The 17,346-nt window shown below is 31.3% G+C and carries 13 protein-coding genes and 1 tRNA gene; 13 read left to right on the plus strand and 1 reads right to left on the minus strand.

Annotated features, from left to right (window positions below; translation table 11 throughout):
- The first annotated feature begins 94 nt into the window (after positions 1-94).
- From P2G10_RS06225 to P2G10_RS06280, 12 genes are all read left to right on the plus strand, one after another.
- Positions 95-168 (plus strand) — tRNA-Asp (locus tag P2G10_RS06225).
- 215 nt (positions 169-383) lie between these two features.
- The gene (locus tag P2G10_RS06230; RefSeq protein WP_275315703.1) at positions 384-3,188 is read left to right on the plus strand and encodes a M16 family metallopeptidase; all 2,805 of its coding nucleotides are present in this window, start codon (positions 384-386) and stop codon (positions 3,186-3,188) included.
- A 347-nt stretch (positions 3,189-3,535) separates the two neighbouring features.
- Positions 3,536-4,363 (plus strand): prephenate dehydratase, encoded by an 828-nt coding sequence (locus P2G10_RS06235; protein ID WP_275315705.1) that lies wholly within the window; start codon positions 3,536-3,538, stop codon positions 4,361-4,363.
- Positions 4,360-5,502 carry a pyridoxal phosphate-dependent aminotransferase gene (locus P2G10_RS06240; protein WP_275315706.1) on the plus strand — a complete coding sequence of 381 codons (1,143 nt, stop codon included), beginning with the start codon at positions 4,360-4,362 and terminating at the stop codon, positions 5,500-5,502. Before P2G10_RS06235 ends, P2G10_RS06240 begins: the two co-directional genes overlap by 4 nt.
- 43 nt (positions 5,503-5,545) lie before the next feature.
- Positions 5,546-5,701 (plus strand): glycine zipper domain-containing protein, encoded by a 156-nt coding sequence (locus P2G10_RS06245; RefSeq protein ID WP_275315707.1) that lies wholly within the window; start codon positions 5,546-5,548, stop codon positions 5,699-5,701.
- 29 nt (positions 5,702-5,730) lie between these two features.
- A complete protein-coding gene (locus P2G10_RS06250) occupies positions 5,731-6,579 on the plus strand; it encodes a prephenate dehydrogenase (protein ID WP_275315708.1) in 849 nt (282 codons plus the stop codon).
- Positions 6,580-6,681: 102 nt separating this feature from the next.
- Complete coding sequence (locus P2G10_RS06255; protein WP_218771410.1) at positions 6,682-7,764, plus strand: bifunctional 3-deoxy-7-phosphoheptulonate synthase/chorismate mutase type II; 1,083 nt, start codon at positions 6,682-6,684, stop codon at positions 7,762-7,764.
- Between the two features lie 426 nt (positions 7,765-8,190).
- A complete protein-coding gene (rsgA, locus tag P2G10_RS06260; protein ID WP_275315709.1) occupies positions 8,191-9,156 on the plus strand; it encodes a ribosome small subunit-dependent GTPase A in 966 nt (321 codons plus the stop codon).
- Positions 9,157-9,609, plus strand: coding sequence for a D-aminoacyl-tRNA deacylase (gene dtd / locus P2G10_RS06265; protein WP_218771412.1), 453 nt, complete (start codon positions 9,157-9,159; stop codon positions 9,607-9,609).
- An 11-nt stretch (positions 9,610-9,620) separates the two neighbouring features.
- On the plus strand, positions 9,621-10,265 hold the full coding sequence (locus tag P2G10_RS06270) for a TatD family hydrolase (protein WP_275315714.1): 645 nt from the start codon (positions 9,621-9,623) through the stop codon (positions 10,263-10,265).
- A complete protein-coding gene (locus P2G10_RS06275; protein WP_275315715.1) occupies positions 10,262-10,978 on the plus strand; it encodes a tRNA threonylcarbamoyladenosine dehydratase in 717 nt (238 codons plus the stop codon). The genes P2G10_RS06270 and P2G10_RS06275 overlap by 4 nt, the downstream gene beginning before the upstream one ends.
- Before the next feature lie 67 nt (positions 10,979-11,045).
- Positions 11,046-11,690, plus strand: coding sequence for a YceI family protein (locus tag P2G10_RS06280; protein WP_275315716.1), 645 nt, complete (start codon positions 11,046-11,048; stop codon positions 11,688-11,690).
- A gap of 47 nt (positions 11,691-11,737) precedes the next feature.
- On the opposite strand, the gene lipB is transcribed toward P2G10_RS06280, so the two are convergent.
- Positions 11,738-12,442, minus strand: a complete 705-nt coding sequence (lipB, locus tag P2G10_RS06285) for a lipoyl(octanoyl) transferase LipB (protein ID WP_275315717.1) — start codon at positions 12,440-12,442, stop codon at positions 11,738-11,740.
- A gap of 81 nt (positions 12,443-12,523) precedes the next feature.
- Between lipB and P2G10_RS06290 the strand changes: the two genes are divergently transcribed.
- The gene (locus P2G10_RS06290; RefSeq protein ID WP_275315718.1) at positions 12,524-17,287 is read left to right on the plus strand and encodes a GEVED domain-containing protein; all 4,764 of its coding nucleotides are present in this window, start codon (positions 12,524-12,526) and stop codon (positions 17,285-17,287) included.
- Positions 17,288-17,346 lie beyond the last annotated feature (59 nt).

Below are 17,346 nucleotides of genomic sequence, written 5' to 3' on the forward strand. Positions count from 1 at the left end.
ATACCTGCCTGTCACGCAGGGGGTCGCGGGTTCGAGTCCCGTCCAGACCGCAAAATTATCTAAGCAATAATTATAGTACAATGCTACAAGCAACGGTCTGGTAGTTCAGCTGGTTAGAATACCTGCCTGTCACGCAGGGGGTCGCGGGTTCGAGTCCCGTCCAGACCGCAAAAAGCTTCTCATTTATTTGAGAAGCTTTTTTAGTTTTAAAAACACTCTACACTTCAATACCAACTACAACTTAATTTATTTCTTTTTCAATTAAAACTAATTATTTAGTTACTAGCTTCAATCCTTTTTTTATATTAGCGTGTTCTTAGTATTTTGATGTTTACTAAAAACAGCTTAAAAAAGAACATCAATAATCATATAAAAAATTAAAAATGAAGAAAATTTTATTACTGGCTTTATGCATTGCCTTCAATTACAATGCAATAGCCCAAAGCATGAGTTTAGAAACCCCTTTACCTGAAGAACAGAGCATTAAAAAAGGCGTTTTAGAAAACGGACTAACCTACTATATTCACAAAACTACCGTTACTAAAGATGTTGCTAGTTATTACATCATACAAAATGTAGGTTCTGTTTTAGAAAAAGATAATCAACAAGGATTGGCTCACTTTTTAGAGCACATGGCTTTTAACGGAACTAAAGACTTTCCTGGAAAAGGAATCTTAGACAAAATGCAAGAACACGGACTTGTATTTGGTAGAGATATTAATGCATATACTTCTTTTGATGAAACTGTTTATAATGTAAATAATATACCTACAACACCTGAATTAATAGACACTGGTTTATCTATACTACATAACTGGTCTAACTATTTATCTTTAACTGAAAAAGAAATTGATTCAGAAAGAGGTGTTGTTAAAGAAGAATGGAGAACGCGCCAAAATGGTGGTATGCGTGTATTACAGCAAACTATTGGTACTATGTTTAACAACTCTATCTATTCAGAGCGTTTACCTATTGGTAAAATGGATGTTATAGAAGGTTTTGAATATAAAGCTTTACGCGATTTTTATCACGATTGGTACAGAACAGATTTACAAGCTATTGCTATTATTGGTGATGTAAATGTTGATGAAATTGAAGCTAAAATTAAAAAATTATTTTCAACTATACCTGCTGTAAAAAACCCTATCAAACGTACAGAAGTTCGTATTTCTGATAACAAAGAACTTATTTATGATATGGCAATGGACAAAGAAGTTACTTCTTCTAGTATTGCTTTCGGTATTCGTCATGACAAGTCTTTAAAAAATGAAACTATTGCCGATTTAAAAGAAAGCCTTTTAAACGGTATGGCAACATCTATTATTTCTACAAGATTAAACGAAATCAACCAAAAACCAGATTCACCTCTTTTATTTGCTTCTGTACGTTACGGTAGTCTTTCTAGATTAAACAATGAGTTTAGTGCTCGTATTGTACCAAAACCAAACATGCAACATAAAGCATTTGAATTGGTTATTTCTGAAATTAACAGAGCTGTTAAATTCGGGTTTACAAAAGCTGAAATAAGCAGAATTATTGCTCAGTATACAAGTTCTTACGAAAACCAAATTGCAGGTTTCGGAAATAGAAGTCATGGTCAAATAGTAAGAGGAATTCAAACTAATTACTTAGAGAATTCTCATATTACAGATATCAAAAAAGAATTTGAAATTGCTAAAGTAATTTTTGGTCAATTAACTCAAAAAGAACTGTTAGCTCAAATTCAAAAATTATATCTTAAAAATAACAGATCTATTGTTGTTACAGGAGTTAAAGGGAATAAGAATATAACAAAAGAAGAAGCTCTTAAAATCATTACTACTGTTGAGAATGACAAAACATTAAAGGGATACGCTGAAGAAACAAATGTAAAACCTTTAATGTCTGGTGTTAATTTAGTTGCTGGTTCTATTACTTCTGAAGAAGAAGATAAAGAAATTGGTTCAACTATATTTACATTAAGTAACGGAATTCAGGTTCACTATAAATTTGTTGATAAAAACAAGAATGACGTGAACTTAAGTGCTGTTAGTTATGGTGGTCAATCTTTATTAGATGAAGAAGACTTACCATCAACAATATTATTAGGTAATGTTATTCAAATGTCTGGTTTAGGTGAGTTTTCAGCGGTTGATTTACCAAAAGTACTTGCAGGTAAAAAAGCAAGCTCTAGAACAAGTGTTGGAAACACCTCAGAAAGTGTATCAGGATCTTCTTCTACAAAAGATGTTGAAACAATGATGCAATTGGTAAACTTACGTTTTACAAAACCTCGTTTTGACGAAACTTCTTACAAAGTGTTAATGCAACAAGTTGATGCCTTTTTAATTAGAAAGAGCGAACAACTTCAATCTAAAATGCAAGATAGTGTAACAACTATTTTATACGGAAAGAACCATCCTACTGAACGTTTATTTGATAAAAAATTAATGTCTGAAATGTCTTTTGACAAAATGAAGGCTATTTATACAAGTAGATTTGGAAACGCTGGAGATTTTAAATTCTTTATCGTAGGAGATGTAAGTAAAGAAACTATCAAACCTTTATTAGAAAAATACATTGCTAGCATACCTACAACCAATGAAAGAGAAGAATGGAAAGACAATTCGGTAGATTGGATTAACAACAAAATTGATAAGGATGTATTTTTAGAAATGAAAGACCCTAAAACTTCTGTTCGTGTAGTAATTAAAAACGACATGAAATATTCTTTAAAAAACTCAATTTTAATGAGAGCTATGGGAGACGTGTTACAATTACGTTATACAGAATCTTTAAGAGAAGAAGAAGGAGGAACTTATGGTGCTAGAACTAGAGGTTCTATTTCTAGAAGACCAACTCAAGAAGCTACAATATCTGTAAATTTTGATTGTAATCCTGACTTAGCTGAAAAGTTAATCGCGATTGTTCACAAAGAAATTAAAGCACTAGAAAGTGGTGATATCAAACAAGCTGATTTAGACAAAACACTTGCTAACTTCTTAAAAGCTAGAGAAGAAAGCAAAAACTACAATAGATTTGAAATGAGTTTATTAAAAAACTCTGTGTTAGAAGGATATAACATGAATGATCCTAAAAACTATGAAGACATTGTAAAGTCGATAACTATTAAAGATTTAAAAAACATCACAAAGAAGTTATTGAAAGATAGCAAATCTTACGAAATTGTTTTTAAACCTAAAAAGTAAAAAATAATTATTTTAGAAAGAGCGCCTCATAATTGAGGTGCTTTTTTTATGTCTATATTTTTCTATTGACCCCTCTAAAAATCAACTTACGCTTGCAGAAAAACATCATCTCGCTGCATTCAAGGTTCTTAATAAAAATACTTTTTGAATTAAATATTTGTTTTTCTCATTTTAATCTTTAGATTTGTTTCGTACAAGAAATACAAAAATGATATTACAAAATACTTGGCAAGGTTTCTATTTTTACTTTTATTTTTTAAATAAGAGCTGAGACTTTATACCATATTTTTAACCAACAATATAAATTATAAAGCCTCGATGTATCGAGGCTTTTTTTTTGATCAAAAATGAAACAAACAATCGCTATTCAAGGAGCAGAAGGATCTAATCATCATAAAGTTGCTCGCAATTTTTACGGTACAACAATTCAATTAAAAGAATGCATGTCTTTTGATTTTTTAGTGGATAGCTTATTAAATAAAACAGCCACTATTGGTATTATGGCGTTAGAAAACACAATTGCTGGTTCTATAATTCCAAACTACGCTTTAATTGATAAAAATAATTTACACATTATCGGAGAAGAATATTTAAATATTCACCATCATTTAATGGCGCTTCCAAATCAAAAAATTACAGATATTAAAGAGGTTTGTTCGCATCCAATGGCATTATTACAATGCAAGGAATTCTTTAAAAAATATCCACATATAAAATTAGTAGAAGATGTAGATACAGCTGAAGTTGCTAAAAGAATTTCAACAAATAAATTAAAAGGAGTTGCCGCTATTGCCCCAAAAATTGCAGCCGATATTTTTGATTTACATATTATCGAAGATGAAATTCAGACTATAAAAGACAATGCTACACGATTTGTAATCATACAAACAACAGCTCCTAATAATGGAATAAATGAAATAAACAAAGCCTCTTTAAAATTTCAGTTAGATCATAAAAGAGGAAGTTTAGCAGCCATTTTAAATGTATTGAGCGACTGCAAAATGAATTTAACAAAAATACAATCGCTTCCGGTAATAGAATCACCATGGAAATATTCATTCTTTGTTGATGTTACTTTTAATGATTATAAAGATTACCAAAAAGCAATCGCTATTATAAAAATTATGGCATTAGAAACAAAAGTATTAGGAACCTACAAAAACGGAAGAAAATGATTCAACCAGCAAAAAGATTAGAAACCGTTAAGGAATACTATTTCTCTAAAAAAATAAGAGAAGTTAGAGCGTTAGCTGCTGCCGGAAAACCTATAATTAATATCGGAATTGGAAGTCCGGATTTACAACCACCAACTAAAGTTATAACAGCAATTCAACAAAGTTTTAATGATGAAATTGCACATAAATATCAAAGTTACCAAGGCTTACCTGAGTTAAGAAATGCAATTAGTAAATTCTACAAACTGCAGTTTAAAGTTGCTTTGAATCCCGAAAACGAAATACTTCCTTTAATGGGAAGTAAAGAAGGTGTGATGCATATTTCTATGGCTTTTTTAAATGAAGGCGATAAAGTTTTAATTCCGAATCCGGGATACCCAACCTATACTTCTGTCACAAAGCTAATAGGCGCCGAACCTATTTTTTATAATTTAAGTGATCAGAATGATTGGCAGCCAGATTTTGAGGAACTAGAAAAGTTAGATTTAGCTGATGTAAAAATTATGTGGGTAAACTATCCGCATATGCCAACAGGTGTAAACGCAACTATAGAGACTTTTAAAAAACTCATTGCTTTTGGAAAAAAACATCAAATTTTAATTGTAAACGACAATCCATATAGTTTTATTTTAAATAATAAACCTCTTAGTATTTTACAAATTGATGGCGCTAAAGAAACTGCTTTAGAATTAAATTCTTTAAGCAAAACCTTTAATATGGCCGGTTGGCGAGTTGGTATGGTTTTAGGAAATGCTAATTTTATAAATCAGGTTTTAAAAGTAAAAAGCAATATGGATTCTGGTATGTTTTTCGGAATTCAAAAAGGAGCAATTGAAGCCTTACAGTTATCTGATGATTGGTTTTCAGAACAAAATAAAATTTATGAAGAACGCAGAGATTTAGTATTTCAACTAGCAGATAAATTAAACTGTACTTATAACAAAAACTCAACAGGATTATTTGTTTGGGCAAAAATTCCTGAAGGAAAAAAATCCGAAGGAATGGCTGATGAAATTTTATATCAAAAAGATATTTTTATCGCTCCCGGAACCGTTTTTGGTTCTCAAGGAGAAGGCTACATAAGATTTTCATTATGTGTATCAAAAGAAACGATTAAAGCAGCTATTAATAGAATCTAGATTATTATACTCAATTACGCACGAATATTATTTAAGAAAAGATATGAAGAACAGCAAACTAAATAAAGGAATAAGTTTTGGTTTATTATCTGGAATCCTTTTTGGGATTTTAATCAGTAATCTAGGTTTAGGAATTGGAATTGGGCTTTTATTTGGTGTTGCAATTGCCAATATATTAAATAATAGAACTGAAAAATAAAAAAACAAGTATTAAACCTTATAGAAAAAATGAACGTATTTGTAATCGGTGTTGGTTTAATTGGCGGAAGCATGGTTTTAGATATTCAAAGAGAATATCCTCAAGCTATTATTTACGGAATTGATGCGAACGAAAACCATTTAAACAAGGCCAAAGAAATTGGTGTAATTAACCATAAAGCAACATTTAACGATTTAAAGAAAGCGGCTATTGTAATTATTTCTGTTCCTGTTGATGTTCAGCTAGAGATACTACCTAAAATATTAGATACAATTTCTGATACTTGCTTGGTTTTAGATGTCGGCTCTACAAAAGCTCAAGTATGTGAAGTTGTTAAAAATCATCCGAAGAGAAGGAATTTTTTAGCAACCCACCCTATTGCCGGAACCGAATTTTCAGGACCATCAGCTGCTCATGAAAATTTATTTCAACAAAAAACAAATATCATTTGTGAGGTTGAGAAAACAGCTTTTAAACTGCAAGAAATTGCTTTAGAAATATTTTCAAAATTAGGAATGCGTATTCGATATATGGACGCAGAATCGCACGATAAACACATCGCCTACGTTTCGCATTTATCACACATAAGTGCTTTTATGCTAGGAAAAACTGTGATAGAGAAAGAAAAAAATGAACGTGATATTTTCGACATGGCGGGTTCGGGTTTTGCCTCTACCGTTCGTTTAGCAAAAAGTTCACCTGCCATGTGGACACCCATTTTTAAACAAAACAAAGAGAATGTAATTGAAACATTAGATGAATATATTAACAATTTACAGCAATTTAAAAAATTGATGTTACAAGACGATTTTACTGAAATTTATAATGAAATGGAAAGTACAAATCACATAAAAAAAATATTAAACGGTATAAAATAAAAGACCAAAATAGTTGTAATTTTGAGCTTTCTTTTGAGTCTAATATACTTTGATTCAAAAAACAAAGTTTGCTTAAAAAAGCAGCACAAATAATTAATTAGAATGGAGAACACAAAAGAGTTAAGAACCTGGTTAAACGACATGAAACTTGCGCACCCATTGGTAATCGCAGGACCTTGTAGTGCAGAAACTGAAGAACAAGTTTTAAAAATTGCTCACGAATTAAAAGATTCTGATGTAAATTATTTTCGTGCTGGAATTTGGAAACCAAGAACTAGACCCGGAAACTTTGAAGGTGTAGGTGCACTAGGCTTAAAATGGTTACAAAAAGTAAAGGCAGAAACAGGTATGAAAACCTGTACTGAAGTTGCAAATGCTGCACACGTAAAATTAGCTTTAGAGCACGATATCGATTTATTATGGATCGGAGCACGATCTACCGTTTCACCTTTTATCATGCAAGAAATTGCGGATGCTTTACAAGGAACAGATAAAATTGTTTTGGTTAAAAACCCTGTAAATCCCGATTTAGCTTTATGGTTAGGTGGAATTGAAAGATTATATACTGCCGGAATTAAAAATTTAGGGGCAATTCACAGAGGATTTTCTACTTACGAGAAATCAAAATACAGAAATATTCCTGAATGGCAATTGGCTATCGAATTTCAAAATAGGTTTCCTGATTTGCCTTTAATTTGCGATCCTTCGCATATTACGGGTAACAGAGATATGATTTTTGATGTTTCGCAAACTGCCTTAGATTTAAATTTTGATGGTTTAATGATTGAAACACATTTCGATCCTGAAAATGCTTGGTCGGACGCTGCTCAGCAAGTAACGCCTGCTAAATTAAAGGATATTATGGAAGATTTAAAGATCCGTAAAGAAACCGAAACTGACTCTTCTTACAGAGAATCTTTAAATAATTTAAGAGCTCAAATAAATGTTGTCGATGATCAGCTTATCGAAATGATGAGTAAAAGAATGAAGGTTGCTGATAAAATCGGACTTTTAAAGAAAGAGAAAAATGTAGCCGTTTTACAATCTAGACGTTGGAATGAAATTTTAGGAAAAATGATTTTAGAAGGTGAAACAAGAGGTTTAAGTGAAGAATTTGTTTTAAAAATGTTTAAGGCAATTCACCAAGAATCTATCAATCATCAAGAAAAAATTATTAAAGGATAGTTTTAGGGCGTTACCACAAGGATCAGGCTTTCGTTGCTCGCTTTTTTTTGCTTTTTAAGCAAACAAAAAAGAGCTCAAACAAGTCACTCAATCCTTAACGCGTAACACTTTTTAACAACGTAAATTTTTAATAAAAGAAAGATCCTTTAGGCATAAAAACCCTAAAGGATCTTTTTCTTATCACAACTTCATCGTTTTTTATAAATATTCGTTTGGATTCATAATCTTATATTAATGCGTCATTCTGAATTTATTTCAGAATCGCATCCTTATAATAAACAATAAATTTTGGCGAAAACCTGAAACAAGTTCCGGTTAAAGTAAAGTGAGTTATTATAAATTACATACAATCATTTTTTTTGTTATAAAATTGAAAATCAATAGAAGTGTCACCATTATTTTTTAAAAATTTCTCATCTTTGCAATATGACAGGAACGGTATATAAATCTACAGGAAGTTGGTATTTAGTTAAGAGTGAACAGGTTTTATACAAATGCCGTATTAAAGGTAAATTTCGTTTAAAAGGCATTAAAAGTACGAACCCTATTGCTGTTGGCGACAAGGTAGATTTTGATCTTGAAACCAAAAACAATGAAGAAACCGGTGTAATTACCAATATTTACGAACGTGATAACTTTATTGTTCGTAAATCTGTTAATCTATCAAAGCAAACCCATATTATTGCTTCTAACATCGATCAGGTTTTTTTATTAATTACCATTAACAACCCTCCTACTTTTACCACTTTTATTGATCGTTTTTTGGTATCAACAAGAGCTTATCGAATCGATACTATTTTAGTTTTTAACAAAATAGATTCTTACGAAATAGAAGAACGTGGAGAGATTTTATACTTAAAAGATATTTACGAAACTATCGGTTATAAATGTATAGAAGTATCTGCTAAAGAAAACACAAATGTTGATCTGATTAAAAAAATGATGCTCGAAAAAACATCTATGTTTGTTGGGCATTCGGGAGTCGGAAAAACAACTTTAGTAAATGCTATTGATGCTTCTTTAAATTTAAAAACCAAAGAAATTTCTGATCAACATAATCAAGGAAAACACACCACTACATTTGCTGAAATGTTCGATTTAAATCTCGAAAACTCACAAGATGCAAGAATTATTGATACGCCAGGTATTAAAGGTTTTGGTGTTGTTGATATTGATAAAGAAGAATTAGGTGATTATTTTCCTGAGTTTTTTGTGTTAAAGCAAGATTGTAAATTCAATAATTGTATTCACGTAAACGAGCCAAAATGTGCTGTAAAAGATGCTTTAGAAGAAGATACTGTTTCATGGTCTCGCTATAAAAGTTATTTGCAAATTTTAGAAGGAGAAGAAGAACATTATCGTACTGATATTTGGGAAAAAGATCAAGAATAAATGAAAGCAGTTATTCAAAGAGTATCTAAAGCAAACGTAACTATTGAAGGTGTAAAAGTTGCCGATATTAAAAGCGGACTACTTATTCTTATAGGTATTACGAATGAGGATGCGAAAGAAGATATTGATTGGTTATCTAAAAAGATAAACAATCTTCGTATTTTTAATGATGCTAATGGCGTTATGAATAAATCGTTAATTGATAGCTTAGGTGATGCTATTATTGTAAGTCAATTTACTTTACAAGCTTCTACTAAAAAAGGCAATCGCCCAAGCTATATAAAAGCTGCAAAACCAGAAATTGCAATACCTTTATATAAAGAATTCATACATCAGTTTGAAAAAAATTTAGGTAAAAAAGTACAAACAGGTGAGTTTGGTGCCGATATGAAAGTTGAATTATTAAACGATGGTCCTGTTACTATTATTATCGATACTAAAGACAAGGTGTAAAAATGTTGATTATGAAATTTATCAACGTACATACGCATCATAAATCTAATGACAATTCAACGATATCAATTTTAAATTGTGAGCCCAAATCAATAGATTTTAGCATTCCTTTTTCTATCGGAATTCATCCATGGAATATTAATGAGGAAAAAATTGATCCTGAAATTAATTTTATCGAACAACAATTACAACTTAAAAACTGTTTTGCTATTGGCGAATGTGGTTTAGATAAGTTATGTAAAACGGATTATGAACTTCAATTAACCGTTTTTAAAAAACAGGTTCATTTATCAGAAAAATATCAAAAACCATTAATCATACATTGTGTAAAATCATTTGAAGAGATATTTCATTTAAAAAAGACACTAAAACCTCAACAAAAATGGATTATCCATGGTTTTAACAAAAACGGTCAAGTAGCTTTATCTCTTATAAAAAATGGTTGTTATGTATCCTTCGGAAAAGCATTAACTACTGTTACTAAATTGCAAAAAACTTTTAAAGAGATTTCTTTAGATGCTGTTTTTTTAGAAACTGATTCCGATGAAATTGATATTATTTCTATTTACCAAAAAGCAGCTTCAATAAAAGAGCTAAAAGTTGAAGAATTAACAAGAAAAATACATCAAAATTTTAATACAATATTTATAAAATGAGTTGGTTAGAGAGAACGGAATTATTAGTTCAGAAAGAAGGTATTGAAAAGCTTCATAATGCAAATATTTTAATTGTTGGCTTGGGTGGTGTTGGTTCTTTTGCTGCAGAATTTATAGCAAGAGCTGGTGTTGGTAAAATGACAATTGTAGATGGTGATGCTTTTGATGAAACAAATATAAACAGGCAACTTCCCGCCTTAAAAAGCACCATTGGTAAATCGAAAACTGCTTTAGTAGCTGAAAGAATTAAAGATATAAACCCTGAAATAGAACTAAAGGTATTGGAGGAGTTTTTATCACCAGACAGGGCTTTTGAAATAGTCAGCAAGGAATACGATTATGTTTTAGATTGTATTGATAGTATTACACCTAAAATTAATTTAATTGTTGCGGCTAGAAGAAAAAAAGTAAAACTAATAAGCTCCATGGGTGCCGGTGGAAAGTTAGACGCAAGCAAGGTGGTTATTAAAGATATTAGCAAAACTAAGAACTGTAAAATGGCGCGCGCACTAAAAAAGAGGTTAAAAGAACTAAATGTTAACAAAGGTGTAATGGCTGTTTATTCTGAAGAAGTTCAAATACCTGAAAGTTTACAACTTACAAACGGTACAAATTTTAAAAAATCTTTTTACGGAACCATTAGTTATATGCCTGCTGCTTTTGGTTTACAAGCAAGTTCGTTTGTTATAAATAAAATCTTAACAAAAAAATAACTTCCACGGAAACTATTTTTTAATTACATTTGTTGTCAATAAAATCAATAATTAAAAATCAATCATAATGAAAAAATCAATTTTAGCCATTGCTCTTATAGCAATTACTGCTGTTTCTTGTAAATCAGAAAAAAATAAAGTAACTGCTAACGAAGAAGTTAAAGACGTTAAGAAAGTAGAAAATGTAATTAATTCTTACAAAGCAAACGTTGCTGAATCTACTGTTACTTGGAAAGGAAACAAACCAACAGGTTCTCATAACGGAGTTGTTAGTATCGAAAAAGGTTTATTTGATATTAAAGACGGTGTTCTTAATTCAGGTGAATTTGTTATTAATATGAATTCTATTTCTTGTTTAGATTTAGAAGCTGGTAACGGTAAAGAAAAATTAGAAGGGCATTTAAAAAATGCTGATTTTTTCGATGTTGAGAAGTTTCCTACTGCTAAATTTGTAGTTGCTAGTTCAGAAACAAAAGATGGTAAATTACATGTAACTGGTAATTTAACACTTAGAGGAACTACAAAAAGCATTACAATTCCTGCAACAGTAACTGAAAACGAAGGTACTGCTACTTTTAAAAGTGATGTTTTTAGTATTGACAGAACTGATTTTGGAGTAACTTATAGTTCTAAAAAGTTTGACGCTGCTTTAAAAGATAAATTCATTAACGACTTAATGGAACTTTCTTTTGATATTAAAGCTCAAAAATAATTTTAGAATTCCACATAAAAAAAGGGTTGACAATGTCAACCCTTTTTTTATGCTTTAATATATTCTTCAACCTCGAAGAGTGTTTTAAAATGTTTTAATATTTTTTCTTTTACTTCTTCTTCTGATATTTTTTTACCGAGTTCAACTTCCATCGAAGTAACCGCTTTACCTCTAATTCCACAAGGTATAATATTATCGAAATATCCTAAGTTTACATTTACATTTAAAGCAAAACCATGCATGGTAACCCACCTACTTGCACGAATTCCCATAGCGCAAATTTTTCTAGCAAATGGTGTTCCAGCTCCAAGCCAAACTCCCGTTTCACCTTCACTACGTTCCCCTTTCAAGCCATATTCTGCTATTGTTAATATAATTGCTTCTTCTAGTAAACGTAAGTATTTATGTATGTCTGTAAAGAAATTCTCAAGATCAATAATAGGATAACCTACTATTTGCCCGGGACCGTGATACGTTATATCTCCTCCCCTATTAATTTTATAAAAAGTAGCATTTTTTTCTTTTAACCCATCTTCATTTAACAATAAGTTGCTCATATCGCCAGACTTACCTAATGTATAAACATGCGGATGTTCTACTAACAAAAAATGATTTGGTGTTATAATTCCATTAACATTATTTCTTTTTTGCCTTTTTAAAGAAACAATTTCATCTAACAGCTGAGCCTGATAATCCCAAGTATCTTTATAATCTTTTTGACCTAAATCACTGACTCTTATTTTTTTATTCATAAATTTGTATATAAACAAGTCCCCAAAGGTAGGGAAAATTAGCTTTAAGCTGTTATATTCATACCGATTAACTAAATAATTATGATTAAAAAAACCACACTTTTAGTAGTATTATTTTTCACTTTTTTTGCTAGTAATTCATTCTCTCAAAATTATTGGAATAGCACCGCTCAAAAAGTCGGTTCTTTTCAAAAGAACGAAATTCTTGCTAGAGACGACAACCCTGAAAAATATGCTTTAGCATCTTTAAACTTAGATGGCTTTAAAAATCATTTAGTTAATTTGAAATCAAAAAGCAGTAAAAATATAATTACACTTCCAAACTCTAAAGGAGTGTTAAAGCGCTTTATAATTCAAGAAACAGCATATTTAGCACCTAAATTAGCTGCAAAATTCCCGATGATTAAATCATATTCTGCTCAAGGAATTGATGATCCTACTGCAGTTGCTAAAATTAGTATTGGTACCAATGGTTTTCATGCGTTAATTCATTCAGGAAAAGAAAGCACCATATATATAGACCCGTTTACGAAAGATCAAAAACAATATCTTGTTTATAAGCGAGAAGATTTAATTTCTACTAAAAATGATTTTTCTTGTGAAATTAAAACATCTGCTAATAAAATAGTCGCATCAACAAACTTAAAAAGAAATGCAAACGACGGTCAATTAAGAACTTTTAGAATTGCAATTGCAGCTACTGGTGAATACTCACAGTTTCATATCAATAGGGAAGGTGTACCAAATACAGCGACTGACCCTGTAAAAAAAGCAACCGTTTTATCTGCTATGAATACAACTATAACCAGAGTAAACGCTGTTTACGAAAAAGATTTAGCTGTTAGGATGATTATTGTAAACGACAACGATAAATTAATATTTTTAGATGCTGCTACGGATGATTTAACAAATGATAACTCTGATGATTTAATTGATGAAAGTCAGGAAAAATGTGATAATATAATTGGTAATCCTAACTATGATATTGGCCACACATTTAGTACTGGTGGTGGTGGATTAGCATCATTAGGCTCTGTATGTGTTACTGGAGCTAAGGCTAGTGGTATTACCGGAAGAGGGCAACCTATTGACGACCCTTTTGATATTGATTATGTAGCGCATGAAATCGGACATCAATTCGGAGCAACACATACATTTAATGGAACAGCAGGTAATTGTGGTGGTAATATCGGTGCTACCTCTGTAGAACCTGGAAGTGGTACAACTATAATGGCATATGCAGGTATTTGTTCACCACAAAACGTACAAAACAATAGTGATGATTATTTTCACGCGGTAAGCATTGCTCAAATGTGGGCACACATACAAAACAGAGGTAATTGTGCTACTCAAACAGATACTAATAATGATTCTCCTGTTGCAAATGCTGGTAACGACGTAAGTATTCCTAAATCAACTCCCTTTATATTAAAAGCTACAGCTACAGATGTCCAAGGATTGGCTAGTTTAACATACAACTGGGAACAGATAGATACAGAGTCTGCTAGTATTCCTTTAGAGTCTACAAGTACAGCGGGTCCTACATTTAGGTCCTTACCTTCAAGCTCATCGCCTAACAGGTATTTACCTACATTAGCAAATGTTGTTAGTGGAGCTTCAGATGAATGGATAGTTTTACCCTCTGTTGCTAGAGAGTTAAATTTTGCACTTACTGTTAGAGATAATAATGCTGGTGGTGGTAATTCTGATAGAGATGATATGAAGGTTACAGTAACAAACGCTGAAGCTTTCACAGTTACCGCACCCAATACTAATGTTACTTGGGGTATTGGCTCTTCGCAAAGAATAACTTGGAATCAAGGAACAACAAACCAATCTCCTATAAACTGTAGCATTGTTAACATTAGACTTTCTACCGATGGCGGAGTAACTTTCCCTATTTTATTAAAAGAAAACATAGCAAATGATGGCTCTGAAGATATTACCATACCAAATAACCCAACAACTACTGCGCGTATACTTGTAGAAGCTGCTGATAATATTTTTTATAACGTAAATACAACCAATTTTACAATTAATGATGCAGGACCTACATTTTTAGTATCAAATGAAACCAATCAACAAACAGTTTGTAATACTGGAGGTAACACTGCTGAATATACATTAAACTTTCAGTTTATTAATGGTTTTTCTGAAACGACTACTTTATCTGCTACAAACCTACCTACAGGATCTAATGCTGTTTTTACTCCTACTACTATTAGTACTGACGGAAATGTTGTTATGACTATTAACAGCCTAGACGGAACAGCTCAACAAGAATACACTGTGGTTGTAAATGCTGAATCTACTACTGTTACGCAAACAGTCAATGCCGCCTTAAAAATAATTGGAACCGATTTTTCTACAATATCTTTATCAACTCCTACAAATACTGCTACAGACATAAGTGTGAATCCTAGTTTTGAATGGGTAGCCGATGCGAATGCTACTTCTTATAATATTGAGGTTGCTACAGATGCTAGTTTTACATCAACCGTAATTAACGAAACAGTAACAACTAACACCTATATTCCTTCAACACCTTTAAGCGGTATTACAAAATACTTTTGGCGAGTAAAACCTATAAATGAGTGTGGCGAAGGTGCTTACTCTGCTACAAATGAATTTACAACAGAAACACCCTCTTATTGTTCTTCTACATTTACGGATGAAGCAAATGGCGCAGAGCACATAACAAATGTAACTTTTAATAGTATTAATAATAATTCTGGAAATGATACTGTAGATGGTTATGAAGATTTTACTTCTATATCTACAGCTGTTAAAAGAACCCAAAGTCACCAAGTTAATGTTACATTTAACACCGCTGGTTATCAAGATCATTGTTATGTTTTTATTGACTGGAACCAAGATTATAAATTCGATAATGATACAGAAAGATATGATTTAGGTAACAAACTAGAAGATGTTGCAACCGCAGCCTTAAACATTAGAGTTCCTGATGATGCTGTGCTGGGGGAAACTCGTATGAGGGTTATTATTGAATATTACCAAGATGGTGCTCCTAATGGTGAAGGTGCTTGTGATACTGATCATACAAGTGAATGGGGAGAAACTGAAGACTATACTATTATAGTTGAAGAAGAGCCACAACCAGATTTTACCTTAACAAATACAACCGGTAATTTATCTATTTGTAATCAAGCTGTAAACGAACAAGTTTTTGCTATTGATTATAAAACATTGTTTGGTTTTAACGAAGATGTTAGTTTTTCTGTTACAGGTATTCCAACAGGTGCTACGAGCTCATTTAGTCCAACATCTGTAAATACTAGTGGTTCTATAGATTTAACACTTTCTAATTTAAACAATGCAACTATTGGTGATTATACCATGACGGTAACAGCAACATCAACTTCTGTTACAAAATCTATCGATATTATTTTTAATGTAAATGATACTATTTGTAAATCCGAAGGAAATACAAGCTCTTTAATCGGTACAACTCTTGTTAATTTTGGAACTATAAATAACAGTTCTGCAAAAACAGCTGGATATTCTGATTTTAAATCAATAGCTACAGAAGTAATAATAGGAAACAGCTATAATTTAACTGTTAATGCAAATTCAGACGGTAATAATACTACAAAAACGTTTGCTTGGATAGATTGGAACCAAAACTGTTTATTTGACGCTGGTGAACAATATGACTTAGGAAATGTAACTAACGCCAATACCGCAACTAGTAATAGTGGCTTGGCAATTGCAATTCCTGAAGATGCTTTAGCAGGAACTACAATCTTAAGAGTTACTACAAAGTCTGCAAACGATAGAGACCCTAGTGCTTGTGAATTAGGTTTTAATGGTGAAGTTGAAGATTATACAATTACGATTACACCAAATTTTACCTTAGAAAATACTACCGGTGGTGGTTCTGTTTGTAATAAAGCAACCAATGAATTTATTTACACGATAGATTATAAAACATTTAATAATTTTAATGAAACGGTTACTTTTACAACCTCTGAACTTCCTGCAAATGCAAGTGCAACCCTAAGCACAGCAACTACTAATACTAATAATACAATTACCGTAACTATTACTAATTTAAATAATGTTGAAAAAGGAGATTATATTTTTAAATTAACAGGAACTTCATCAATAACTAAATCGATTGATATTGTATTAAACGTTAATGATAATCTTTGTAAATCATCTGGTAATACAGCATCTCAAATAAGTATAACCAATGTTACTTTTGGTGAAATTGATAATATATCAACTAAAACAACTGGATATTCTGATTTTACATCAATAGCTACAGGTGCTGTTAGAGGAGAAAGCTATGATATAAACACAACTATTAATTCAGATGGAAATAGTGATGTAAAAACATATGCTTGGATTGACTGGAATCAGAACTGTTTATTTGATACTGATGAAGCTTACGACATCACATCTAACAGAGAAGCAATAACAGTTCCTGACGACGCCTTAATTGGTTCAACTAACTTAAGAGTTTCAGCAAAATTAAATGAATTTGCAAGGTCTTGTGAATTAGATTTTAATGGAGAGGTTGAAGATTATACGATAAATATTGAAGAAAGTTTTGCTACAGATAAAAGTTTATTTACCGATTTAAACCTATATCCTGTACCTTCTGAAGGAACAATTACTGTTGATTTTAAAGTAAAAGCTAAAGAATTAACTGTTGTTAGGTTATTCGATTTCGCAGGTAATTTATTAGACAGTCAAAGTTTCTCTACGATTTCAAGTAAATTCAATGAAGAAGTTCAATTTCCTAAAGTAAGTAGTGGTATTTATTTACTGCAAGTACAAAATGATGGGAAATTAATAACTAGAAAAATAATAATTAAGTAATTATTATCATAAATAAAAAAAGCGAGCTATTAAGCTCGCTTTTTTTATTTATGGTAAAA

Source organism: Tenacibaculum bernardetii, from assembly GCF_029125915.1.
In the GTDB taxonomy this organism is placed as follows: domain Bacteria; phylum Bacteroidota; class Bacteroidia; order Flavobacteriales; family Flavobacteriaceae; genus Polaribacter; species Polaribacter bernardetii.